General features: G+C 53.3%; 20 protein-coding genes and 1 tRNA gene. 16 read left to right on the top strand and 5 right to left on the bottom strand.

What is annotated here, in order from left to right; all coding sequences use genetic code 11:
- The first annotated feature begins 60 nt into the window (after positions 1 to 60).
- The 4 genes from trxA (at position 61) to NTH01S_RS07155 (ending at position 3,840) form a co-directional block, all read left to right on the top strand.
- A complete protein-coding gene (gene trxA / locus NTH01S_RS07140; protein ID WP_068171654.1) occupies positions 61 to 387 on the top strand; it encodes a thioredoxin TrxA in 327 nt (108 codons plus the stop codon).
- 106 nt (positions 388 to 493) lie between these two features.
- Complete coding sequence (rnd, locus tag NTH01S_RS07145; protein WP_068171658.1) at positions 494 to 1,711, top strand: ribonuclease D; 1,218 nt, start codon at positions 494 to 496, stop codon at positions 1,709 to 1,711.
- 157 nt (positions 1,712 to 1,868) lie between these two features.
- Positions 1,869 to 2,567 (top strand): GcrA family cell cycle regulator, encoded by a 699-nt coding sequence (locus NTH01S_RS07150; protein ID WP_068171661.1) that lies wholly within the window; start codon positions 1,869 to 1,871, stop codon positions 2,565 to 2,567.
- An 880-nt stretch (positions 2,568 to 3,447) separates the two neighbouring features.
- Entirely contained in the window at positions 3,448 to 3,840 is a 393-nt protein-coding gene (locus tag NTH01S_RS07155) for a helix-turn-helix domain-containing protein (protein ID WP_245642259.1), read from the top strand.
- Positions 3,841 to 3,874: 34 nt separating this feature from the next.
- Here NTH01S_RS07155 and NTH01S_RS07160 read toward each other — a convergent pair whose 3' ends face one another.
- Together NTH01S_RS07160 and NTH01S_RS07165 are read right to left on the bottom strand one after the other, a co-directional pair.
- Entirely contained in the window at positions 3,875 to 4,069 is a 195-nt protein-coding gene (locus tag NTH01S_RS07160) for a DUF1737 domain-containing protein (RefSeq protein ID WP_068171667.1), read from the bottom strand.
- A 12-nt stretch (positions 4,070 to 4,081) separates the two neighbouring features.
- Positions 4,082 to 6,550 carry a helicase-related protein gene (locus NTH01S_RS07165; protein WP_068171670.1) on the bottom strand — a complete coding sequence of 823 codons (2,469 nt, stop codon included), beginning with the start codon at positions 6,548 to 6,550 and terminating at the stop codon, positions 4,082 to 4,084.
- A 204-nt stretch (positions 6,551 to 6,754) separates the two neighbouring features.
- On the opposite strand from NTH01S_RS07165, the gene NTH01S_RS07170 reads away from it, so the two are divergent.
- From NTH01S_RS07170 to NTH01S_RS07180, 3 genes are all read left to right on the top strand, one after another.
- A complete protein-coding gene (locus NTH01S_RS07170; RefSeq protein ID WP_068171673.1) occupies positions 6,755 to 7,642 on the top strand; it encodes a ferredoxin--NADP reductase in 888 nt (295 codons plus the stop codon).
- A gap of 70 nt (positions 7,643 to 7,712) precedes the next feature.
- Positions 7,713 to 9,104, top strand: a complete 1,392-nt coding sequence (gene gorA, locus NTH01S_RS07175) for a glutathione-disulfide reductase (protein ID WP_068171676.1) — start codon at positions 7,713 to 7,715, stop codon at positions 9,102 to 9,104.
- Positions 9,105 to 9,320: 216 nt separating this feature from the next.
- Positions 9,321 to 9,929 (top strand): YceI family protein, encoded by a 609-nt coding sequence (locus NTH01S_RS07180; protein ID WP_068171678.1) that lies wholly within the window; start codon positions 9,321 to 9,323, stop codon positions 9,927 to 9,929.
- 52 nt (positions 9,930 to 9,981) lie between these two features.
- Here the strand turns inward: NTH01S_RS07180 and NTH01S_RS07185 are convergent, their stop codons facing one another.
- Positions 9,982 to 10,389, bottom strand: coding sequence for a hypothetical protein (locus tag NTH01S_RS07185; RefSeq protein ID WP_068171682.1), 408 nt, complete (start codon positions 10,387 to 10,389; stop codon positions 9,982 to 9,984).
- Positions 10,390 to 10,827: 438 nt separating this feature from the next.
- Here NTH01S_RS07185 and NTH01S_RS07190 point away from each other — a divergent pair, with 438 nt between their 5' ends.
- The 5 genes from NTH01S_RS07190 to NTH01S_RS07210 all read left to right on the top strand — a co-directional run bounded on the left by NTH01S_RS07190 (position 10,828) and on the right by NTH01S_RS07210 (position 14,883).
- On the top strand, positions 10,828 to 12,210 hold the full coding sequence (locus tag NTH01S_RS07190; protein WP_068171684.1) for a class II 3-deoxy-7-phosphoheptulonate synthase: 1,383 nt from the start codon (positions 10,828 to 10,830) through the stop codon (positions 12,208 to 12,210).
- Between the two features lie 134 nt (positions 12,211 to 12,344).
- Complete coding sequence (locus tag NTH01S_RS07195) at positions 12,345 to 13,547, top strand: nicotinate phosphoribosyltransferase (protein ID WP_068171809.1); 1,203 nt, start codon at positions 12,345 to 12,347, stop codon at positions 13,545 to 13,547.
- Complete coding sequence (locus NTH01S_RS07200) at positions 13,544 to 13,981, top strand: hypothetical protein (RefSeq protein WP_068171688.1); 438 nt, start codon at positions 13,544 to 13,546, stop codon at positions 13,979 to 13,981. Before NTH01S_RS07195 ends, NTH01S_RS07200 begins: the two co-directional genes overlap by 4 nt.
- Before the next feature lie 108 nt (positions 13,982 to 14,089).
- Positions 14,090 to 14,695, top strand: a complete 606-nt coding sequence (locus NTH01S_RS07205) for a Maf family protein (RefSeq protein ID WP_306307472.1) — start codon at positions 14,090 to 14,092, stop codon at positions 14,693 to 14,695.
- A gap of 112 nt (positions 14,696 to 14,807) precedes the next feature.
- Positions 14,808 to 14,883 (top strand) — tRNA-Ala (locus NTH01S_RS07210).
- A 183-nt stretch (positions 14,884 to 15,066) separates the two neighbouring features.
- On the opposite strand, the gene NTH01S_RS07215 is transcribed toward NTH01S_RS07210, so the two are convergent.
- Positions 15,067 to 17,328, bottom strand: coding sequence for a TonB-dependent receptor (locus NTH01S_RS07215; RefSeq protein ID WP_157070904.1), 2,262 nt, complete (start codon positions 17,326 to 17,328; stop codon positions 15,067 to 15,069).
- Positions 17,329 to 17,514: 186 nt separating this feature from the next.
- Entirely contained in the window at positions 17,515 to 19,944 is a 2,430-nt protein-coding gene (locus NTH01S_RS07220; RefSeq protein WP_068171691.1) for a TonB-dependent receptor, read from the bottom strand.
- Between the two features lie 118 nt (positions 19,945 to 20,062).
- Between NTH01S_RS07220 and tauD the strand changes: the two genes are divergently transcribed.
- The 4 genes from tauD (at position 20,063) to NTH01S_RS07240 (ending at position 24,883) form a co-directional block, all read left to right on the top strand.
- Positions 20,063 to 21,007 (top strand): taurine dioxygenase, encoded by a 945-nt coding sequence (tauD, locus tag NTH01S_RS07225; protein ID WP_370664312.1) that lies wholly within the window; start codon positions 20,063 to 20,065, stop codon positions 21,005 to 21,007.
- Between the two features lie 338 nt (positions 21,008 to 21,345).
- Complete coding sequence (locus NTH01S_RS07230) at positions 21,346 to 21,639, top strand: YtcA family lipoprotein (RefSeq protein WP_068171694.1); 294 nt, start codon at positions 21,346 to 21,348, stop codon at positions 21,637 to 21,639.
- Positions 21,615 to 22,673 carry an HlyD family efflux transporter periplasmic adaptor subunit gene (locus NTH01S_RS07235; protein ID WP_084367117.1) on the top strand — a complete coding sequence of 353 codons (1,059 nt, stop codon included), beginning with the start codon at positions 21,615 to 21,617 and terminating at the stop codon, positions 22,671 to 22,673. Before NTH01S_RS07230 ends, NTH01S_RS07235 begins: the two co-directional genes overlap by 25 nt.
- Complete coding sequence (locus NTH01S_RS07240) at positions 22,670 to 24,883, top strand: FUSC family protein (RefSeq protein ID WP_068171697.1); 2,214 nt, start codon at positions 22,670 to 22,672, stop codon at positions 24,881 to 24,883. The genes NTH01S_RS07235 and NTH01S_RS07240 overlap by 4 nt, the downstream gene beginning before the upstream one ends.

Below are 24,883 nucleotides of genomic sequence, written 5' to 3' on the forward strand. Positions count from 1 at the left end.
TTGGAACAGGACAATATCAGTCCTGTAAAAATAAATGGCCTTAGGACAAGGAAGAAAAGCATGAGCGCGAACACGGTAGCAGTGACCGATAGCAGCTTCGAGCAAGACGTATTGAAGGCAGAAGGTCCCGTTCTGGTTGATTTTTGGGCGGAATGGTGTGGCCCGTGCAAAATGATTGCGCCTGCGCTGGAAGAAATTGGTGCAGAATTCCAAGGGCGTGTGAAGGTGGCTAAGGTCAATATTGACTCGAACCCAGAAGCACCGACGCAATTTGGCGTTCGTAGCATCCCGACATTGATTGTCTTCAAAGATGGTAAGCCGGTAGCGCAGCAGCTTGGTGCGATGCCAAAGAGCCAGTTGAAGGCATGGGTTGAAAAATCCATCTGATTTGATCAGATGGTCTGGCTCGTGCCGTGTGAAAGGGTAGGAGCCAGTTTAAAGATATGAGCAGAGTCGCGTAGTCAGGCAGCTTTCGTTCGTGTAGGGTGGCGGCATGTGTGCGAAAAAGTTTGATTTTCCTGCCCCCGTTCTGCTGACGACGACGGACGATGTCGCGCAGATTTGCGCTAAGCTCCGCCAGGAGCCTTACGTCACGATTGATACAGAATTCGTGCGTGAGAAAACGTATTGGCCGGAGCTGTGTCTTGTCCAGTTAGGCGGTATAGATGATGTTGTTCTCATTGATACCTTAGCGCCGGGCTTGGATTTGACGCCTTTGGCGGAGCTTCTGGATGCGCCGGACTGTATTAAGGTTTTTCATGCAGCGCGGCAGGATTTAGAAATTTTCCTGCATTTATTTGACCGTCTGCCTCGGTCAATTTTTGATACGCAGGTTGCGGCCATGGTGGCTGGATTTGGCGATCAGGTTGGTTATGACAGCTTGGTTGGGTCCATTACCGGTAAAGCTATCGATAAAGCGCATCGCTTTAGTGATTGGTCTGCACGGCCATTAACGCCCGCACAAATTGCCTACGCAGCAGCCGATGTGACGTATTTACGCGTCGTGTATGAAAGCTTGCACGCCCAACTGAAAGAAGAAGGGCGTTTGCGCTGGGCTGATGCTGAGCAAGCTGTTCTGACAGAAGAAAAAACCTTTCGGCCGGACCCTCGGCGGTTGTGGGAAAAATTAAAGGCTCGCACCAGTAATCGACGGATGTTGGGTGTGCTGCGTGAAGTGGCGGCGTGGCGTGAAGGCGCAGCCCAAGAAGCGAACATTCCTCGGCAGCGTTTGATCCGTGATGAAAGCTTGCTGGAAATTGCGGCGATCCGCCCGACCGATGCTGATGCCTTAAGCCGTGTGCGTGGAGTGACGCGCGGTTTTGCAGAAGGGCGTATGGGGGCGGGGCTTCTGGATGCTGTAGGCATTGGGCTAGACTTGCCCGAAGATGCACTGCCGAAGCCTGCATCCAAATCCGATAAGCCGCGCCCTTCTTCGGCTTTGGTAGCGATGCTGCGTGTATTGCTGGCGGCAAAATGTGAAGAACACGGTGTAGCACCAAAACTTGTTGCGACGGCTGATGATTTGGACCGTATCGCCATAGGCGAAAAAGAGGTGTCTCCGTTAAAAGGGTGGCGCAAAGAGCTTTTTGGCATCGATGCGCTTGCTTTGGTAAAGGGGGAGATTGCTTTGGCTGTTGTGGAAGGGCGTGTTGTTCTTCGCCCCTTTGAAATAGAGAGTTTTTCCAAGCCTGCCTCTGGACATGATGTATGAGAATAGGGTTGGGTAAGAGTGTGTCTTAGGCAGTGACTTCGACCTTTGGGGAAGTTTCTGCTAGAGATATGAGTGTGGTGTGCGGAGATGCCTGACTTAAGCGGCGAAAGGTTTGCCGGGGGTGCGGGTGTTAATTCGGGACAAGGGAAGCCGATTTATGGACTGGACGGACGAGACGATCGCCAGACTTCGTGAATTGTGGGATCAGGGTCTTTCAACGGCTGAGATCGGACGTCAGTTAGAAATTACCAAGAATGCGGTTGTTGGCAAAGCGCATCGTCTTGGGTTGCCCCCCCGTCCGTCACCGATCCGTAATCGGAAGCCTGTTATTGCGGCGGATGGCACGGTAGAGGTTCCTAAGCGTAAGCCACCGACGCGCTCCAAGGCGAAGCCTAAGGCTGCGGCTTCGGAGCAGGGATCGCTTTTGGCGGAGGCTGATAAAAAGCCGGCTGCTAAAGTTTCGGCAAAGGTGGCTGCGCCATCTGATGCCGTGAAGGTGCCTCAGCCGCAGAAAAATATTGCAGCAGCCCCGGGTAATGTTTCCAAGAAAATAGAGGCTGTGGCGCAGAGTGCTGCGCAGCCAGGGGCGGAGAAGCAGAAGGCTGGGCCGGTCATTCCGGCCAAGGATGAAGAGCCAAAGCGCGCTTTGTCGTCTGTCGTTGGACATTCTGGGGCGCCGCGTATGGCTCCGGCGATTGACCGCCCTGTACGGCGTGGGCCTTCATGCTGCTGGCCTTTTGGAGATCCAGGAACGCCGGGTTTTCACTTCTGTGGTGCGCGCCCGCTTTCGGGTAAGCCTTATTGTGCGGAACATGCTGCTATCGCTTACGTTAAAATTCGGGATCGCCGCGATTAAAAGCGGTTGTTTGAGCAGCGTTCGATCGTGTGTTTGTGAATTATGGCACAAAACGGCATGTATTGGGCGCTGCTGTGACCCGGTAAGATAAAAATACATGTAATTTACAGAAATTTTGTATTGTTTCGGAAATGTAGGGTGAACAGCGTCGTGTCGAGTTTGCGACGGTTAAATTAAACCCAGAATTGTCAAATTAGAGTAAAAAGTGGCTGTTTTCTGGGATATTTTAGAATAAGTGGTGTCCACGGAAGGATTCGAACCTTCGGCCCCAGGATTCGTACCACTTCGGCTTTCGCCGCCGAGCACGGCTAGCGTGCTTGTTTGTGGTCTGGACTGTCTCTTCACCACAGTCATATGACTAAGGTGTTGCCCGTACAGTCTCTACACCTTCTTCCTGTGTTAGGAAGCTTGGCTCGGGATTGGCACGACCTCAAGAATAAGGCCAGAGCGTTCCCCGAATTTGAGCAAATCCACCATGTAGTTTCCAAGCATGGCGCCCAATTAAATACTAGGAATCCTGTGCTCTATCCTACTGAGCTACGCAGACACGCAAGATATTTTTACGTGATGTTAGCAATTTTGACAAGCACCCATGTTTTTTAGAGAAGAAAAATCAAATGTTTCAGTTTATAATTTTTTTTATAAAATATAAAACTAGGATCCAAGTCGTTCGTTCTAAGGAACGTTATGTCAGAAGGACGCTTAGAAAAAATGTTTTTTCTTCAATGGCTTGAAGCAACAGCCTGTTACAATTTTAGTTTTGTTTTTATCGAATTATGACATTAAGTGACAGGTCGTTAATATAATATGTACGTGTCTATGAATGTTGTTGAGGGTGAGGGCGTTGATCGTGGCTACTTACAAAAGGGGGGGGGCGTTGATGAGTGAAGTTCGACCAATTGATAATGCCGCGTTATCGCCAGGGCTGGACTTGGGGCGCCGTATTCGATTGTTGCGTGAGATGGCTGGGCTGAGCCAAATGCAGCTTGCGCAGAAAGTTGGGATTTCTCGCTCTGCGGTAGCTTTTTGGGAAACCGGTAGAGCTGGTCATGTCGGTAAGCATTTAGGGCTGTTAGCAACAGTTCTGGGTGTTGAGCCGAAAGTGTTGTTGACGGGGATGGCGGAAAAAGACATTCCAGCCGTGCTCACCCCTGATGAAGATACTTTATTGAGGATGTATCGTCAGTTAGATCCGTTGATTAAACTGCAAACTCAGAAATGGATCGAACGGCGGGTTAAGGAAATTAAAAAGCCGGATCTTTCCCAGATATGAGGGGAGAGAATGGCCGGGGAAATCCGGCCATTTTTTATGTTTGATCAGCCTGTGGCCAGAGAACGGCCTGTGCGACAATGACGTCTTTGCCGTTGAATGTGCAGGAGGGAGAACCGTGCAGACGGTATCCAGAGGCGAGAGCCTCTGAAATGCGGCGGCAAAAATTGGCGTCATCTTTGCCTGTGATCAGTCGATAGATTGGTTTGTCATCTGGCGGCAGAGTAGCCATGGTGAAGTTCCTTTATTTCCGGCGTGAGCGTTTCGCAGGTTTTTGCCCGAGGGAAAGGGTTTTGCGCCCTTTTTTCGCGGTGGGGTAATGCTTGGGGCCGTCCTCCGTGCGCGATGGTGCTCGTGAGAAGCCACGGTTACGCTGCTGCTTTTGACTCTCACGCATACGGCTTTGTGTACGCAGAACTTGTTCAATCCAGTCATTGAGAATGGCTGTATTGATTTCTGCATTTTCACGCGCGGGGTAAGCTTCGGGGAAACGTAAAGCCAGCCAGCGCCATGCGACGAGGCGTTTATGCCGTTTCTCGGCGCGCTCGAGTTCTTCACGGCTGGCTTGCTCTGGGTGCGGTAGGCGGCCTGTGCCGGGTGGTGGAACGGGGCGGCCTGCGGCGTGGTCTGCGGCCCAGCCGGTAAGGCGTTGAATACCGTTATCGCGCTCATCAATCGGGCACATTGCATAGGTCCAGCGTGAGGACAGGTCTAGTCCTTCCACGCCTTCGAGGGATGCAGCAATTTCCAGTGATTGCTCCATATCTGCAAGGCGGTAATTGGGGTCATCTGGGCGTAGAACAGCCCGTTTAATACGGGTCAGAACACCATAAAGGCTGTCGGACTCAATTTCCTCAGCAACGACACGGACAATGTCTGAATCCGGTTGGACGAGAGGGCGCAGCTCTGTGACAGGCTCTGGTGGGGCTGCAAGCATTTGCCGGACAAAATTGGGGCTTCCGGCTCCTGCGAGGACACAGACAAAGCCTTCTTCATGTTTGCCGTATCGACCGGCGCGTCCGCCAATTTGCTTCACCTCTTGTGAGGTCAGGTCGCGGGTTTGGCGGCCATCAAACTTACGCAAAGCGCTGAAAATGACGCGGCGGATGGAGAGGTTAAGGCCCATCCCAATAGCGTCAGTCGCAATGATAATATCTGCTTTGCCTTCGTTGAAGCGGGCGGCTTCCGCGCGGCGGACTTCCGGACTTAATGCGCCATAGACTACGGCGACGCGGCGGCCTTGGGCCATGAGTTCAGCACGCAGGTCCAGCACTTCACGACGTGAGAACGCAATGAGTGCATCGCCCGTGGTAAGCTCAGACAGGGCAAGCGGTGCGCCGGTTTTGAGGGGGCTTTTACGCTCGAGATGGATTTCATCCACGGGGTCATCGCAAAGCTCGGCAATGCGCTTAACCAAGGGAATGCAGTCTGGTGCGCCGAGGATGAAGACGTGTCGTGCGGGGACGCCCATAATGGCGGCGGTCCATGCGGCGCCACGATCTGGGTCTGCCAGCATTTGGGCCTCGTCAATGACGGCAACATCGACGGGCTTATGGAAGGGGCACATTTCAACCGTGGCCGCGAGATGACGCGCGCCGGGGACCTCGATGCGCTCTTCACCCGTGGCGAGGGATGCTGGTACGCCACGATTGAGCAAGGTTTCGCGGAACTCATGGGCTAGCAAGCGTAGGGGGGCCAGAGCGAGGCCGCTTTCAGCCGCAGCAAGGGCGTTGAGCGCCGTATAGGACTTGCCGGAGTTTGTCGGGCCGGTGACGAGCGTGATGCGGCGCTTGAGGGCGCGTGCCGTGCGGAAATGCCCGGCGAAACGGTCCAGCGCGGCAACGCGGGCAATGGCGGCGTTGCCTGCTTTATTACCAAGATCCAGTACTTCGGGGCGGCCTGTGGATTTGCCGCGCCATTCAGGCAGTTTACCGCGCAGTTTCTTCAGTTCGATAGGGTCGAAGAAGAAGAGTTCAATGCCATCATTGCGGGTTTCACGGCGGGCAATCGGTAGACGGTTTTCAGCCACCCAGCGCAAAGCTTCGCGGCGTGAGCAATGCAATATGGCAGGGAGTTCGTCAAAGCCGACGAGGCTTTCTTCCCATGCTCGTAGGCGCGACATTTCGAGGGCGCGGCGTTCTTCTGCGCGGGCCTCAATATCGGCTTGTTCACGGGCGCGGCGTTCTTCCGCAAGGCGCAAATCATCTTCGAAGCCGAGGTCAACACTGCCGAACGCATGGGCAATGGAGCGGGAGAGCGTGTCAAACTGTCGTGCAGAGAGGATGAGGCCCGTATCAGTCAGGTCTGCGCGGACATCTTCCAAAACCTGACGAGGGGTATCGCCCATTTCCTGCCAGCGGGCCATGAGCGTGTCGTTCAGGGCTTGGCGGAGTGTATCGGCATCAGCGCGTGGGTCTGTGACGCCAGCGACGGCATCTTGAGTGTCCGCTTTGGTGACCCAGACTTCACCGGCACGGCGGGCCGTATTCATCAACTGGGAGGCCCAGTTCTTGCGACGCACGACGCAGAGCGCTTCTAATAGGGCGTCTGCGGAGAGGTTATTCTCGGCATCGAGGCGGCGGGAGGCCTGCCTTAAAAGGTTGGGGCGTTCTTTGGGAGTGATCGCCAGCGAGTCGCCAAAAAGGGCTTCAGCCGCGGCGAGAGCGCGTTCAGCAGGAGAAAGCGGGGCGTCGGGCATGATATCATCGGTCATGTGTTGATTTGTGCGTCATTCCCGGCCTTCGTTCAATCTCAAACCCATCACTTCGTGTTTTCACGATTGTAAAACGTATTCCCGATGGCGGGCGGGGTTTTCTCATAATGATTCTTTAGGCTACAACACTCGCCCCTATCAGGCTGACCTGTTGAAGGTTGAGCCTGTCTTTTGCGCTATAATTTCTGAAGAGGGAGTTTCCTCATGTCCCAGCCGTTGCCTTCCGCACCGACGCCTGAAATTGATGAGGCCCTGACGGGTCTGGTGCCGTATGAAGGGCATCCACGGCAGTATCGCCTTGCGGACCCAACGAAGGAATACGGGCATCTGTACCCTGCGAAGGTTCTGACTGTTCATCACTGGACGGATCGTTTGTTCAGCTTCACGACGACGCGTGATCCGGGGCTGCGCTTTGAGAATGGCCAGTTCGCGATGATCGGGATCGAAGTGGAAGGCAAGCCTTTGCTGCGTGCGTATTCCATCGCGTCTGCAAATTATGAAGATAATCTGGAGTTCCTTTCCATTGCTGTGGAAGATGGCCCTCTGACATCACGTTTACGCCATGTGAAGGTTGGGGATACGGTGCTGATCGGCCGTAAGCCAGTGGGTACGCTGTTGCTGGATAACCTTAAGCCGGGTCGTAACCTGTACTTCTTGTCCACGGGTACGGGTCTTGCGCCGTTCATGGCGCTTATTAAAGACCCAGAAGCTTATGAGCGTTATGAGAATGTGATTCTGAGCCATACGGTCCGTATTTCGGGTGAGCTGGCTTATGAAAACCATATCCGCCATGAACTGCCGAAGCATGAATTCTTGGGAGAAATGCTGGACGGGAAGCTGCGTTATTACCCCGCAGTGACGCGTGAAGAATATGCTGTGACGGATCGGATCACCACGCTGATCAAGAACGGTCAGATTTTCCGTGATCTCAACATTGATGAACTAGACCCAGAGCACGATCGTGTGATGATTTGTGGTTCTCCAGAGATGTTGGCAGACACGGAGAAACTTCTTGAAGAGCGCGGTTTTGAAGAAGGCAATATGAACCGTCAGGGTTCTTACGTTGTCGAAAAAGCCTTTGCAGAGCGCTAAGGCCTAAAACAAACTACTGTGGTGGTCGGTCTCATAGTGTTTTGAGGCCGACAAAAAGAGAGGCCGGAACATGCAGGAATACGATCTTTTCGTCATTGGTGGTGGATCGGGCGGTGTGCGCTGTGCGCGGATCGCGGCTCAGAATGGTGCGCGGGTTGGTATTGTTGAGCGTCGCCATTGGGGTGGAACCTGTGTGAACCTTGGCTGTGTGCCCAAGAAATTAATGGTGTACGCGGCTGAGTATGGTCACGCGATTGAGGATGCCCGCCATTATGGGTGGGATGCTCAGGAGCATGGGCATGACTGGGCCTCTTTCATCGCAGCGAAAGATAAAGAAATTGGCCGATTGAACGGGATTTATGTCTCGTTGCTCGAGAAAGCAGGTGTTGATCTTTATACGGGGGATGCACGCTTTTTAGATGCGGAAACGCTGGAAATCGGGCCATCGCCGTTGGACCCAACGGCAGAAACGCGGGTGGTACGTGCTAAGAATATCGTGATTGCGACGGGCTCTGCCCCGACGCGCCCAGATATTCCCGGCGCAGAACACGGCATTGTGTCCGATGAAGCGTTTCATTTGGCGGAGCGCCCGCAGCGTGTGGCGATTATTGGCAGTGGGTATATTGGCGTTGAATTTGCAGGGATTTTTGCAGGTTTAGGCTCCAAAGTTGATCTGATTTACCGTCAAGATCAGCCGCTACGTGGTTTTGATGAAGAATTGCGCACGCATTTAACGGAGCAGTTCCCTCATTTCGGTATTACGGCGCATGCGGGCACCACGCCGGAGCGTATTGAAAAGACGGCTACGGGTTATGTGGTGCATGTAAGCGGCGGGAAGACGATCGAGACAGATTGTGTTTTCTTCGCGACGGGCAGGCATCCGCGCATTGAGACGCTTAACCTTGAGCAAGCGGGTGTGTTTGTGCGGGATGGATGTATTCCAGCACGGATTGTGAATTCTGCGACGAACGTGCCCGGTATTTATGCCATTGGTGATGTCACGGCGGCCTATAATTTGACGCCGACGGCGATTGCAGAAGGGCATTTGCTGGCAGAGCGTTTGTTCGGGCAAGAAGGGCGTGAGTGGTCCTTTGCGACAACGCCTAAAGCCGTGTTCTTCTCTCAGCCTTTAGCGTCTGTTGGGCTGACGGAAGAAGAAGCATCACAACATCATAAGGTTGATATTTACACATCACGTTTCCGGCCGATGCGCCAGACATTGTCCGGGCGTGAAGAGCGCGCATTCATGAAGTTGGTGGTGGATGCTGAAAGTCAGGTTGTGCTGGGGGCGCATATGGCAGGGCCTGAAGCTGCTGAGATTATTCAGGGCTTGGCGATTGTTGTCACGGCGGGTTTGACCAAGCGTGATGTTGATCGGACGATTGGCTTGCACCCAACCAGCGCGGAGGAATTCGTGACGATGCGTGTGCCGACCCGGCAAGTGGGTACGTCTGCGCGGTAAGTTTGCCAGCGTTAAAATCATTGCAGCGTGATGAGGCATGGCCGCTCCCTATGAAGGAGCGGCCATAATTTTATGGTGCGGAAATGGAAACAAAGCGTTTCTATTGTTGTTCTTTTATTGGATGCGGGCCTGTGCGTAACGTGTTGAGAGCAAGGCGGTGCATCGTGCCGCAGTGAGGAAGCGCAATGTTTCCGATAAAATGAAAGGCATGTTGTCATGAACAAGACTTTTGGTCTCGTCGCATCTGTTGCGTTGGTTTTGTCCGCTCCGGCTGTGAAGGCTCAGGCCGTTACCGATGCGGGGAAGGTGCAGGCTGGTCATTATGCTGTGGAACCGGGGCATACACAGGTTGGTTTTTCGGTGCTGCATTTTGGCTTTACGCGGTATCAGGGTACGTTCTCTGGCGTGTCAGGTACGCTGGATTTGAACGATAAGACGCCATCTGCATCTGCGTTGTCTGTGACGATTCCTGTCGCGTCTGTGCAGACGACCAGTGCAAAGCTGACGGATGAGTTGAAAAGCCCGCAATGGTTTGATGCGACACAATATGCGAACGCTACGTTCGTCTCTAAGCAAGTACGCCGCGTTGGGCATAACGATGCTGTGGTGACAGGGGACTTAACCCTGCATGGCGTGACTAAGCCAGAAACGCTGAAGGTTCATTTCGTTGGCGCTGGCGTGAACCCGCTGGATAAGAAATATACGGTTGGTTTTGAGGTGACCGGTACGATCAAGCGCAGCGATTTTGGTGTGAAAATGTACGTCCCTTACGTCAGTGACGAGGTGCAGTTGCACATTGCTGGTGCTTTTGAAAAGCAAGACTAAGGCTTTTACAATGCTCCGCCAGCCTGTTGTGCTGGCGGAGTGGGGCTTGTGCTTACCAGCCATTGCCCTTGGGGGCGACCCAGCCATTGCCGGTGGCGTCCCCAAGTTGTCCAGACTGGACATTACTACCGCTCTGATAAGCGGATCCGAATTTTGATAGATTAGCGCCTGTTACGCTGTCACGCTGTACGCCAGCTTCATGGTCCGGGTCTGGGCCGTGCTGGAAGTCTGTGGATGGGGTGTCTTGATAACCCGGAGGTGGTGTGCGGTGCCCACGTGCGTGGAAGTGCTCACCACCATGCATTTTGTGATCGTCCGTCGGGTCTGCCGGTGCTTTTGGGGTTTGCGTTGGCGCGCCTGTGTAGGGGGCGTTGAAGCTTGTGCTCTGTGCCATGACCTGACCGGTTGCTAAGCCGGAGAAAAGTGCAACGGTAGCAGCGTACCGGAAAAGGCGAGTCATGATGGTTCTTCCTCACATCATAGGGTCTGTGATGCATAATCGGGGTGAGTGCCGTTGGGTTCAAGCAGCGATTACGTGATAAAAGGTATTTTTTGCCGTGGAGAGAGTGCTGGGCGTTTTTTTGCGGCTTTGTGAACACGGGAATGCTCGGGGAGGGGTGGCGCCCTTTGTCTTGTTGTTCTTTGGGGGCATGCTTCATTATATGCGAGGTAAGTAAATAAGGTCGGGTTCGGCCTCTTGAATGAGGGCGTGAGTATGCCGTTCTCTGGGTCCTTGATCACGTTTGGCGTAGTATGGAATGAAGCTGTTATGGTCTGCATATCGCCCTTTAACGGGTGATCTGCGTTATAATCTTACCTTTCATGCTATCGTTACGAAAACTTTTCGTTCATAAACGCGGCCTGTTTCATTCATTAACTCCTATTGGGAGGGCTTTTCATGCACCCCTCGACACCGACCTCAACGCCTGACACTAAGACGTTATGGTCACCTACAAGCTGGCGTTCAAAACCGATCGTCCAAGCACCGTCCTATGAGGATGGGGCTGCGCTTGCTGCTGTTGAGGAACGCCTGCACCGATATCCACCTTTGGTCTTTGCTGGTGAAGCACGCCGCTTGAAGAAGCGTTTGGCGGCAGCATCGCGCGGTGAAGCCTTTGTGTTGCAGGGCGGTGCATGTGCTGAAAGCTTTGATGAGTTCACGGCAGATATCGTGCGCGATACGTTCCGCGTGTTGTTACAAATGGCTGTGGTTCTGACCTACGCAGCTAAGGTTCCGGTTGTAAAAATCGGGCGTATGGCTGGGCAATATGCAAAGCCTCGCTCTTCGGCGACGGAAACGAAAGATGGTGTCACACTCCCATGTTATCGTGGTGACATCATCAATGGTCCAGCATTCACGCCAGAGGCGCGCTATGCTGACCCGACCCGGATGGAAACAGGCTACTTTCAATCTGCCGGTGTCATGAATCTGCTGCGCGCATTTGCGCATGGCGGCTATGCGAATTTGCATGAAGTGCACCGTTGGAATCTGGGTTTTGTGGAGCGTTCACCGCTTTCTGCGCGTTACCGGGATATTGCGCAGCGTATAGACGAGACTCTGTCTTTCTTGCGTGCATGTGGCATTGACGGTGCATCAGCGCAGATTGATGAGACGGAGTTCTTTACGTCTCATGAAGCACTGCTCTTGCCGTATGAGCAAGCGTTGACGCGCGTTGATAGCCTGAGCGGTGATTATTATGATTGCTCAGCGCATTTCCTGTGGATTGGGGATCGGACGCGCCAGCCAGATGGTGCGCATGTTGAGTTCTTACGTGGCGTTCAAAACCCGATTGGTATTAAGGTTGGGCCGACAACGACGGTGAATGACCTTGAGCGTCTGCTTGATATTCTGAACCCGAATGATGAGCCGGGGCGTATCTCGCTGATTTCACGTATGGGTAAAGACAAGGTGCGTGATCTGCTGCCGCCTTTGCTGGAAGCTGTGGACCGTACAGGTCGTACGGTGACGTGGTTGTGTGACCCAATGCATGGCAACACGACGACGACGAGCAATAAGATTAAGACACGCGCTTTTGAAAATATTCTGGGCGAAGTTTTGGGCTTTTTTGATGTATTCGCACAAGCGGGGCGCCGCCCCGGTGGTATTCACTTGGAGATGACCGGTCAGGATGTCACGGAATGCATTGGTGGCGCTCAGTGCTTGACGGAAGCAGATTTGGGGGATCGTTATGAGACCTTCTGTGACCCACGCTTGAATGCGGAACAATCGCTCGAAATGGCGTTCTTGTTGGCGCATGAACTGACAGCGCGCCAAGGGTAATGTGACCCACGGTCTTGTGTGTTAGGGCTAACGCAGCGTACGGGCTTTTGTGAATAGGTAAGCCCGTACGTCATGAGTGTAGGGGCTGGTGTGTAACTGGCTCTACACGGGCCGCGATCAGGAGGCGGATGTTCATGAATACGACTAAAACACCGAGCAAAGCGTCTGAGACGTTAGCGCGTGCTTATGGGGTTGCGGGGCCACGGGATAAAGATACGATCCTGAGCCGCGCCGATGCGTATTTTGGACGTACGCGCCAGATCGTGGAGCATTTTGGGGACTGTGAGGTCACCTATGCTGTGTTTATTCGGCGACCGGTCATTGCGGCATGCGGCTTGGCGGTCACGTGGTTGAAAAATGTTGCGCAAGAGCAGGGTTTTTCGCTGGAGTGCCGGGAGGTTTATGCTGAGGGTGAATGGGTTGGGGCGGGGGAGCCGCTTTTGTACCTTACTGGGCCTTTTACGCATTTAGCGCCTTTGGAAACGTTATTGTTACAAAAATTGGGGGCCGCTTGTGTGGCGGCGCATAACGCGTATCAGATGTGTTTGGCCCTGCCTGAGGTTCCATTTCTGGCTATGGAGGCGCGTCATTGCTCCGGTTATGAAATGCAGGAGCAAATGGGATACGCAGCCGGTGTGGGCTCACGTGCTGCGCAGCGTGAAGGTGCGCGCGGTTTTGTCGGTAATGCCAATGATGCTACGGCGGGTTTCTTCGGTTTGGAGCGTGGGCTTGGGACAATGCCGCATGCGTTGATTGGGTATGCGGGATCAACGCTGCGTGCTGCGGAGATGTATGCCGAGGTCTTCCCGAATGATCCGCTGACGGTGTTGGTAGATTATTTTGGGCAAGAAATTACAGATAGTTTGGAGGTCTGTCGTCGTTTCCCGGAACACGCCGCGCAGGGGCGGTTGAGTGTTCGGCTGGATACGCATGGCGGCCGCTTTTTAGAGGGGCTTGACCCTCAAAGTTCATATGCGGTTTTAGAGCGTTATACGCCCGGGACTATTCGGCGGTACCGTTCGGACCGGGAGTTGCGTGATTTGGTGGGAACGGGCGTTTCTGCCGCCGCGATCTGGCGGATGCGTGAGGCATTGAATGAGGCGGGCTTCCCGAAGGTGAAGATTGTTGTCTCATCAGGGTTCAACGTTGATAAATGTACGGCCATGCATGAGGCGCACGCTCCTATTGACGTTGTGGGAACGGGCTCCTTTATTCCTAACCATTGGTCAGAAACATATGCGACAGCAGACATCGTGTCTTATAATGGCGATCTGCGCGTGAAGATCGGTCGTGAGTTCCTTTTGGGGAAAGTGCAGGCCGGTAAGGAGACATTATGAGTGAAGCAACGGATAAGCCAGTGGCACAAGGGTGGAATGTTCGGATTATTGACCATTCGGGTGCCTCTGAAGGAGATACCGTTGAAGAGGTAAAGGACTTCATGGATTTGGCGCATGCTAATGCGTATGCGCGGGCATATGTGCGTGACAGCATTGAGCGCTGCCGTGTGCCGGGTGCGACCAATAAAGAAGTGCTTGAGAGCTGGTTTGCATTTGGAGAAAATGCGGAAGTTCTTGATGCTGGCGATGATGCATGGAAGTCATCAACTGAATTGGAAGATTTTGCGGCGAACCCCGCCACGCTTTTGGAGCGTGATTGGCGCTCTATTGACCCGCGCCGTTTGGTTGATGATGACGAGATTGCAGGGCCATCGGAAGCGGAAGATGACGCCGATTGGGATGATGAGGATATGTCCTCGGTTGTTCCTCATTAATCAGGTCTGTTGATATTTTTCGTGAGGCGCTGTCCTGAAGAGGGAGTGCTTCATGGTGGAGAATATGTTTCGGGAATCACCTGATAAAGGGTGATTTTGACGAGGTTTATGATGGTATCATCACTTGTTTTAGCGAGTGGCTCTTCAGCGCGGCGTGCTTTGCTAGAAGCAAGTGGTGTGCCGCATCATTGTCATCCTGTCGCACTGGATGAAGAAAAAATCCGGCTGGCGTGCCAAGAGCGCGGTGAGAGCTTGCACGATACAGCGCTGGCCTTGGCGGAAGCGAAGGCGCGTTTGGCGTGTCAGCAGGTTCCGGCGGGGTCTTGGGTGATCGGTGCGGATCAGATCCTTGATTTGAATGGTGAAGCTTTTGCGAAACCTCTGGATTTAGAGCAAGCAAAAGCGCAGTTGCGTCGGTTACGCGGGAAGGCGCATGTGCTGCAAACAGCCGTTGTATTGATGCGCGATGGCGCATCTATGTGGCATGAGGTTGCTGCGCCATGTTTAACGATGCGGCATTTTTCGGATGCGTTTTTGGAGATGTATTTGGCACAAGAAGGTGAGGCGCTTTTGTCTTGCGTTGGAGCTTATCGTCTTGAGGGCTTGGGGATACAGTTATTTGCATCTCTTGATGGTGCCCATGATGCGGTATTGGGTTTGCCGCGTTTGGGCTTGATGGAGGCGTTACGGCGGGCAGGGGTATTGCCGCAATAGGGTGAAAATAAACGTTGGAAAGTGTTTTTTCTGCTTTTTGGGGGTTGTCATCTTTCAGACATAACAGTATATCCGTCCTCACCGCAGCGCTGTTACCAGTGCGTTGCAGTAAGGGGCCATAGCTCAGCTGGGAGAGCGCCTGGATGGCATTCAGGAGGTCGTCGGTTCGATCCCGTCTGGCTCCACCATATTTCATGTATAATATGGTGCTTTAAAAACCTTGGAAATAAGGTTTTTTCTTATAAAAAAGACACTCTACTTTAAGGCGCCTTCTCGGCGTTTTTTTGTGCCTAGCTGTTATGGCCTATGCTGTGGTGCCTCATGTCTGGCTCCGTGCCGCTATAAGGCTTATGCACGGAGCGTCTTGGGGCTCAACGGGTGAGGTGAACACTCACGCCATAGATGCTTGGCATGCCGGATAAAGCGATATTATCGCCCGCGAGGAAGAAATTTCTCGTGACATCATAGTGTTTGTTCAAAATGTTATTGCCGAAAGCGCTTATGCTCCAAAAGCCATTATGCGGCCCGAAAGAGGCATTGGCACCCCATAATGTATAGCCGGATACATCATATAAGCGGCCAAAGAGTGAATGATAGGTAGAGCGCAAGCTATAATTAAGAGATAGGCTCGCATCGTACCGCCCCATCGTCCAGCGATACAGTGCGGAGCCATTTAAGGTGAGTTTGGGGGCTGGAAGAGCCGTGCCGCGTTTATTGGCGTAAATGGGGTAAAAGCCGCCATTTATACGCTGTGTGGTATAAACGGACTGGAAACGGTCAAATTGGCCTATGGCCCATCCGCCAGATTGGGTGAGGAGTAGGCCGTGAAGGGGGCTCCAATCCGCTTCGAATTCACCACCCGCAAGATGTGAGCGCGGTGCATTTACAAGGGTGCCAATCAGGCCGGTTTGGCGGTCTACTGTGGCAGAGAGGACCTGCTGGTCGTGGTAATCATAATAAAAAGCAGACAGGTTTAGGCGTAAATGGGCTGCGGGAATATCGAGCTTATTGCCAATTTCGTAAGCGAGGAGTTTCTCGGGTTGGTATGGGTTGGAGGAGGCGCGAGCATTGACGGTGTTGTATGTTGTAAATCCGCCCGAATTAATGCCGCGTGACAGGGATGCGTACGCCATATCGTGGGATGAAATGAAGTATTGTGCCTCTATTTTCCATGAAGGCAGTGTGTAGTTTAGTGAACGTTTTGCGACCCAGTTATTAGGATTTAAGAGTATTTGGTCAGCATTATAAGAAAAGGCACGATAATTGGAGAGGTCCCGGCTTTCATGTTCAAGGCGTATGCCGCCTGTGAGGTGCAGAGACGGGGTAATTTTGTAAGTGCCTTGCCCGAAACCACTGACCGTATTGACGGACTGGCTATACATGACGCTACGGTTCAGCCCGGTAGCGGCCATAAAACCAGAAAAATACTGATCGGCGAGGTACTCGTTTCCGTAATACAGTCCGGTGATCCAATTAAAGCGATGCTCGCCGTTGGATATTAGGCGTAATTCATCTTGTAGAACATTGGCGCGGCTGTTGAAGGCGACATCGGCAACGGGTTGTGATGATGCGTCAAAATTATCGTATTCTCGGCGGTTTGAGACATCATAGCTCAGGAGATTGCTGAGGGTGGCGAAGGAGAATTTTTGATCGGCACGGATACTGCCGCCGCCGGTCTTGATGTGGCGATAGGGTTTTTGATCCGGGGTAATGCCAATAAGTTTCGCGAAGGAGGGGGAGGTGCCCCAATGTGTGATGAAGCGATCCGTATCGGCGGGCTGGATGGCTGCGCCGGGGTGATAGGCCGCGATCGTTGTGAGTGGTGCAAAAAGGTGCATGCCGGCGCCATCAGAGTGATCGAGGCTGCCGTGGAGGTTCGCCTGTAGTGTGAGGTGCGAGGTGAGCGTGATGTTGGTGAGGAGGCGTAAAGATGTACGATTTACGTTTCCGAGATGTGCTCCGGCGTCGTTATACTGCCATGCTCCGCCTTGTTGGCTTTCGCCAGAGAGGCGCATGCGTATGCCTGGGGCGACGCTGCCGGACAGGTAGCCATCATATTTTTGCGCACTAAATGATCCAACTTGTACATTCGTGCCTGCTTTGAAGGCTTCTGTGGGTTGGTTGATAACGTAATTAATGGCGCCGCCTGTTGTGTTGCGGCCGTATAATGTGCCCTGTGGGCCGCGCAGAACTTCCACGCGGTCAATGTCAAACATCTGCCCATTACTGGCCCAAGGAACCGGGGTGGCTACGCCGTCTGTATACAGCCCGACGGGGGAGACATTTGAAGAGCCATAATCTTGATGGCCCACGCCACGAATTTCAAAATCTGGCTGTCCACTACCGAATTGGGGGGTCACCTGTAGTGATGGGGTGAGGTATTGTAGGTCAAAAACGGTATTGACGTTGCGCGCGGTGAGGTCGTGCCCGGAGAGTGTGCTGAGGGAAGAGCCGATTTTTTGAGGGTTTTGCTTACGGTGTTCAGACGTAACGGTAATGTGTTCGAGCGCGGTATCATCTGAGGTTTGGGTGGGGTGGTTGGGCTGTGTCGCGGCGTGGAGGAGCGGTAGCTGACCACCAAGTAATGCCGTGCTGATCAGGCTGAGGGTGCGTACAGATATAAAGCGCGCCAACCGATGCTCTCCTTGGAATAATAAAGGCTTTTAGAAACATAAAATGGAGGCGGGATATATCCTTAATAAAGTGGGCTTGAAAGCAGAAGATCCGTTTTGCGCTGAGAAACAACATGACAAAGCGTTGCGATGTGACGGACATACGCCTTCTCCTGCCGGGAATGGACAGAAGAAGGCGTAACACGCTTAAAATTCAGCGCGTACGGAACCGAAGAATTGCCGGGGGGCACCAATCAGAATGGACTGATTGTTAAAGGCTGCGCCATCTTGGTTGTTCATAGTAAAGCCATTTTGGCCCATGGTTGAGACATAGGTTGTGTTGGCAAGGTTATAAATGTTGAACGAGAAGAGCATGCGGTTGACGCGTGGGGACCGGCTCCCGCCTAAAGCAATGTTATGCAGCGTATAAGAAACCCCGAGATCACTCATCCAGTAAGGAGCAATTTTGTAGTCACCGACATAGTCAAAGCTGCGTGCGCTATAATATTGTGCGTCAATAAATGTTTCGAGGTTTTTCCAGTTATAGGCGAGGCGGGTTTTGTACATAAAGCTGGGGTAGCCCACCACTTGTTGTCCCTTGGTGTGGTAGAGTGTGCCACTGCTGAGGATATTTTGGTCATAAACAGCGTGATTATAGCTGATGCTGTTGAAAAAGGAGAGGCCGCGTAGTGGTGTAAGTGTAAGGCCTGCGTCAACGCCGTTCATGGTGACGCCGCCAACATTTTGTACTGTTGCGGTGGTGTTCGTCAGCAAAGAGCCACCGGTTGGGCTGGCGAGGATCTGTTGTAAGCGGTTACGAAAGTTGGTGTGGTAGCCGTAAACATTTGCTTGTGCCCAAGAGCCATTATAGCGGTACCCTCCGGCAAAGGTCCAAGCAGTTTCCGGGCGTAGGGTACCTCGGATGCTGTTATAGGCCGCTTGAGACACGGCGAGCGGTGCGTTGCTCGAGTTATATCCAGATTGTGGGTAAGCGTGGATATTTTCTGAAATATCTACGAAGAGTTCGTGTTGTGGTAGGAAATTCCAGTCTGCGGAGAGGTGGGGTAAGAACGCGCTGGCTGTGGTCAGGCTTTCGCCACTGGTTTGTGCGGGGAAGCGGAGTGCCCAATTGGAGGCATCCCCTACATGCGTGGTGTTGAGAAGGGATTTGAAACCCGCGTGCAGGGTTAGTGACGGGCGGATATGGTAGGTATCCTGCACATAGGCTGAGAAGGTGTTGGTGTTATAACTTTGGTGCCATAGGGTGCGGTAAGGAATTCCAGCATAACTTCCAAAGGGATTGATGGGGTTGCCTTCGCCTAAAATGGGTTCTTGGTAGCCTAGAGCGCGGGTGTCGTAGCGGTTATTTTCATACCAGAGGCCAGCAGAGATTGCGTGATGGTTGAGTGTATATTCCAGTGCTGTTGTGCCGCCGAAGCGTTCGACATATGGACGGCGGACTTGTTCAAAAATACGGCCTCCATTGAGTTGTAATGTATCGGCAGAGGCAGGGCAGCGTATGGCGGAAGGGTCTTTGCAGGCATATGGGCTGGCATAGGTGCCGTGACCGGTTTCTTCATGGCCGTAGAATGTGGTTTTCCAGCGCAGGCGGTCTGTTAGGGCTAAGTCTGCTGTGATGCCGCCGAAGAGATCTGCGGAAGAGGCGGTGCTCTCATAGTAGGAAATATCTTTGGGGTCAGCGATGTTGTTGTAGCCTGCCGGGAAAATGCCACGGGAGGCGTTATAGGCGTTTGTCCATGCGTTGGGCAGGCCGTAAAAATTATCCAGATTAGGACCGTTATTTTGCAGCCAGTTGGGGGTGTAGTCTTGGTAGTTGACCATATTCAGCGCATCCCAGTTGAAATAGGCGCTGATTTCACTGCTGGAACGTACAGGCTGTACAATGCGCGCATTGACCTGCTGCATGAATTGGTCCCCACCGCCTTTCCATTTCCCGGTTTGGTTTCGCATATAAGAGACGAAAAACCGTGTGCCTGTGGGGTTGAGGCGGCCGGAGTCAAAACGGAAGAAAGAGTGGTAGAGTGCGTTGCTCCCAAAGGTTTGGGCGATGGTGCCGCCTGTGTGATCATGCGGGCGTGATACGACGTAATTGATAGAGCCACCGAGATTGTTGGTGCTGGCGGCTGATTCTGCGCCGGCCCCTTGGGTGACATCGATGCGCTCTACGTTTTCTGATGAAACGGCTTGGAGAGGATTTAAGCCGTTATAATTACGGAATGTCGGCTCACCCAAAGGGATGCCATCAAGCGTCATGCCAATTTCATTTTGCACGAAGCCATGAACGAAAAGCTGCACAGAATATGTGTCGATGCCCTGTGGGTCATCGGACTGGAATTGTACGCCCGGTATCTGTGCGAGTGTTTTGAGTGGATTCGTGCCCGCTACTTGCTGCTCTAGAAGGTGGTGGGAGAGTGTGACTTGGTTCCCGTGAGCGCGGTGATGTGTACTGACAGAGATGCTCTCATCTTGTGCTGCGCGAATGGCGGTAGGCTGACGGTGTGTGGCAGCGGTTTTATGGGATTTGTGGTCAGTAAGAGGGGTGGGAGCGGCGAGGGCGCTTCCGGTGAGGGCAAGGCTGGAGGCCGTGAATAAAAAGGTACGACGATAAGGCGGCATGGCGTGTGACCTTATAAAGTGAAAAACAACCAACAAAGAAAGTTATAACGCTTTTATATCAGGATATGTATGATTAAAAGACTAAAACAACGCTATCAAATCGGAATATGGTGCGTTCATGGCTTATCCTCTCCGTCATCAAGATCTTCAGGTTGTTGAAGCAGTCTCTGCGCAGGCTGCTGCGGTTTCCATTGCGGTTTCCATGCCTGAAGGGTGGCAGGTAGAGCGTTTGTCTCCGGGGTTGGGAGCCGTCATTCATGGTGTGGATCTTTCTACCCCTTTGGCAGATGCGTCGTTAACGGCGCTGCGTCAGTTATTGCTGAAGCATGAGGTTCTGTTTTTTCGGCGTCAGACCATGTCGCCTCAGCAGCATCGTGCTTTGGGGGCAGCCTTTGGAACGCTGCATATCCATCCAGTGTTCCCATCTGTACCGGCTATTCCGGAGGTCATGGTGTTGGATACGCAACAGCAAGATCTTAAGGATAACGCGCTGTGGCATACGGATGTAACGTTTTCTGAAACGCCACCTTTGGGGGCGATTTTGGCGGCGCGTCATGTGCCGCCTTGCGGTGGGGATACGCTGTGGGCCAGTGGCGTTGCGGCGTATGAGGCGCTTTCCCCTTCAATGAAGGTGCATTTGGAGGGGCTGACGGCGCTGCATGATTTTACGCGCTCTTTTCCGTTGGCTCGTTACGGCAAGACGTCGGAAGCGGTCGCGCGGTGGAAGGCCGCACGGGATAAGCACCCTCCGGTGGAGCATCCTGTTATTCGGGTGCATCCTGAAAGTGGGCGTCGGGCTATTTTCGTCAATGAAGGCTTCACGACGGAAATTTGCGGGTTAGAAGGCGATGAGAGCGCTGCTTTGCTGGGTTATTTGTTCCGTCATGTTACTAAGCCGGAGTTTCAGATCCGCTGGTCTTGGCAGGAAGGTGATGTTGCTTTTTGGGATAATCGTACGACGCAGCATTATGCGGTTGATGATTATCGGCCGCACCGCCGGATTATGCACCGCGTGACAATCGTGGGTGACCGGCCTTTTGGGCCGGGTGGTCGTAGCGCGTAGGCTTACAATTACCGGATTTGTGGTTGGGATTTTTCTTTAGCCTCTGTGAGGAGGCTGAAGGGGAGTGTCTGCGACGAGGCGTGGATAATCACGACGTCCTGAGCGGTGTGAGCGATTGTTAATAGGCATGGTCTGCGCTGATGTGGTGCCTCTCTTTAGCGAGTGGGGCATCATTGTTGGTGCGCGATTGTTTTTTACTTTCCGCTTTGGAGCAACGGTCATGATGGCTTTTATAAAGCGGGTTATAGAAATGTTAAAAAAATAGATGACATATCAACTATAAATACGTTAAGGGCGTTTTGTCGCCGTTTTTCGGCGCTCATGACAGAGCAGGTGATATGACGCAGTATTTACGATCCTCGCGGGGAAGAGGGGGGCAACTGGTACGTGGTGCTCCGGCTTTGGCATTGGTTCTGGGGGGCTGTACCCGTGCGCCGCTTCAGGATGTTTTAGGGTCTTTCTTCCCGTCATGGATGCTGTGTTTAACGGTGGGGAGTGCCTGTGCAGCTTTGTTACGCGTTCTGCTCGGTATGTGCCGGTGGGATCAGGCTATTCCTGCGCCGATTGTGACGTATCTGGCCTTTACTGTGGCGGTGACATTCGCCGTGTGGCTGTTGTTTTTCGGGCATTGAGTGGGGTCATGATGAGTGTTGAGCCACGTCGTATCGGCGGTTTGAGCATACTCGTTTTATCGTTGGTTGCTTGTGCGGTTTTGGGGGTTGCTGTGCTGGATCGGCTGCACACAAAACCACGAACAGAAGACGCCTATATTACGGCGGACATCGTGCATCTTGCACCAGAAGTAAGTGGCCGCATTGTGTCCTTGCCGGTGCGGGATAATCAGCATGTGCATCGAGGGCAGCTCCTGTTCATTATTGACCCGGAGCCCTATGAGTACCGGGTGCAGCAAGCGCAGGCACAGGTGGATGGTTTGCAAGCGCAGTTGGATGTGCAGACCAATCAGGTCAGTTCACAAATGTCTCAGGCGGGTGCTGCCGCGACGGGTGTAAGCGGTGCGCGAGCACGTCTCGCATTGGCGCAAGCCACGCAAGCACGGTTAGAGCCACTGGCGAAACAAGGTTTTGTCACGCGGGAGGCATTGGACCAGGCCCGCACAACGACACAAAATGCGGAAGTTGCGTTGCAGCAAGCGCTGCAATCGGCCTTGGGCGCTAAGCAAGCTGTACGCAGCGTTGCACCGTTGCGGGCTGATCTGGCCGCTGCGCAAGCTGTTCTGCGTGAGGCGCAGCGCGATTTGCGCTTAACGAGTGTCCGTGCTCCGTGTGATGGGATTGTGACCGACCTAACCGTTGCTGCTGGTGAGTATGCGGGTGTTGGGCGGCCTGTTTTTACCGTGATTGACGATGAGCATTGGTGGGTTGTTGCGAATTTCCGCGAGACGCAACTCGCTGCCTTGCAGCCGGGACAAGCGGTACAGGTTTATGCGATGGCGCAGCCTAAGCAGGCGATCTCTGGGGTAGTGGAGAGTTTGAATGCGGGTGTTGTACCGGATGAAGGTATGAGTGCTGGCGGCTTGCCGAAGGTGCCGCGTTCTTTGAATTGGGTACGCATTGCACAGCGCTTCCCGGTGCGTATTTTGCTGCATAACCCACCATCATCTTTGATGCGTATTGGTGGTACCGCCGTGGTTGTGGTGAGCCGATGAGCTGGACGGCCCTGAAACGCCCAAACGATCATCGCTTTGCGCCTCCTCTTATTGATGAGGGGGATCCACCGAATGGGTTGCGGGCGTTATGGGCTGAGATGGCCTCTGTTCCTGGGCGGTGGCGCAATACGCTTTTGTTAACGGCGCAAGTGATTGTGATGCTTGTGATTGGGGAGGTGTTTCGCATTCCTCAATTGGCAGTCATGGTCTTTATTTGTTTTTTCCTCTCTGGGAACGACACGGCCTCGACCATTAAAAGTGCAGTGATGGGCGGAGGGGTTATTCTCCTTGGCACAGGGCTGACGATCATTTTCTTGATGTTTACCCTGTCTGAGCCGGGGTTGCGCTTACCTTTCATGCTGCTGTTGACGCTTGGCGCAGGTTTTTTTGCTCAAGCGATGACCCTTGGGCCGTTTGTGAATATTCTGCTGTTCTGGACCGTCTATATGATGTTGAACGCAGATACGCTTCAGACGGTCGGGTATGGCATTGGGGCCTTTGTCGGTAATACGACGGAGAGCATTCTTCCGGACGCTGATTTTTTGCCGCCTGAAGAGGCTTTATTGCATCTCATGCTGTGGACCGGTGGGATTTTTGTGATTGCGTTGGTGGCCATGGTGGCGGCTAATCGTATTGCAGGGCATGATCCGATTATTATGCTGCGTAAGGGGCTGGTGGACCGCTTATGTGCGGTAGCCAATCTGTTTGAGATGGATTGCTTGTCTGAAGCGCCAGAGGCCCGAAAAGTTTACGCTTTGGCGGAACAAGGGACGGTTGGGTTACGCCGCTTCCATGATTTGGCTGCTCAATTGCATCCAGAATTGCCGAGGCATCGTGCAGGTCTTGCGATGATCCGTAGTATGACGCGCTTGGTGATGATCGCGGCGGCATGGACACGCTTGGAAGGGGATGGTGGCTCTGGTCTGTTAAAGGCTTCGGGCCGGATGGCACAGCGTTGTGCGGCTGTTTTGTTAAAGCGTCCCGGCGCGCAGGATGCGTTAGAGGCTGATACGACACATCTTGAAGCGTTAGCGGATAAAATGAAGGGCGATGCTGCGCGCTATCCGCTGGGCGTTGAGTTGGCGCGGACTTTGACGGTTATCCGAGCATTATTGCTGAAGCCCGATGCACAGGCGCATGGTTTTGTTTATGATATTACGGCGCAGACACAAGGCTGGTTTAAGCCTGATGCGTTTCGTAATCCGGGTTATGTGCAGGCGGCGATCAAACTCGCGCTTTCCGTGGTCATTTGTTATGGGATTACACGTTTCACACAATGGCCGAGCATTAGCACATGCGTGGTGACGTGCTTCCTTGTGTCTCAGGGGACGGTTGGTGATACAGTCCATAAAATGACGTTGCGTTTGGTCGGTGCTTTAGTCGGCGCGGCGTTAGGGATCGGCACGATTTTGTGGGTGATGCCGTATCTGACGGATATAACGGACCTCATCTTAGTGGTATTGCCCGTGACGTTATTGGCCGGTTGGGTGAAGAGCGGCAGTGAGCGGATTGCTTATGCCGGGGTGCAAACCTCCATGGCATATTTTTTAACGGTTTTGCAGGGATATGGCCCAACGCTAGATATGGCGACAGCACGTGATCGTGTGGTGGGTATCTTCATCGGCAATGTCGTTGTGTATGTGATTTCCACATCATTATGGCCTGTGAGTGTAGCGTCTATCGCCCGTAAACATGTAGTCAGTGCGCTGCATGTTTTAGGGGACTTGGCTGTGTATCGCCGCCATGACCGTTATGCGCTGGTGGAGGTCGGGCAAGAGCGGCTGCGTGAGGCTTTTGGCCGGGCCATTGCGGCGGTACGGAGCTCCGTCATCAATGAGCCCTTGGAAGCCGCGCGGGTCAATACGCGGCGCGGACATCGGAAAGTTGATGCGCGGATTGTGACGGAAATCCAGATGTTGGCCATTCCGGTTGCGATTATCGCGGATGCTCATCAAGAGCCAAGTGAAGATGTTGGCGCACATACGGAAGCCATGAAGACTTGGCTAGAGCATTTTGGGCGCTGGGTTCTGAATGGGCAGGATGGTGAATCTCTGCGGGATGCTTTGCCCGTGCCGCCTGAACTCCCGCACGACCCAGAGCGTGGATTTTGGTTCGCTGTGTTGGATGAACGTATTCGGGCGATTTTGGATGAACTTTTGCCGGCCACTGCGCCGCAGGGTGAGCACCACCACACGGTGCTGTCAGCATAA

The sequence above is a fragment of the Neokomagataea thailandica NBRC 106555 genome (assembly GCF_001598495.1).
Lineage (GTDB): Bacteria > Pseudomonadota > Alphaproteobacteria > Acetobacterales > Acetobacteraceae > Gluconobacter > Gluconobacter thailandicus_A.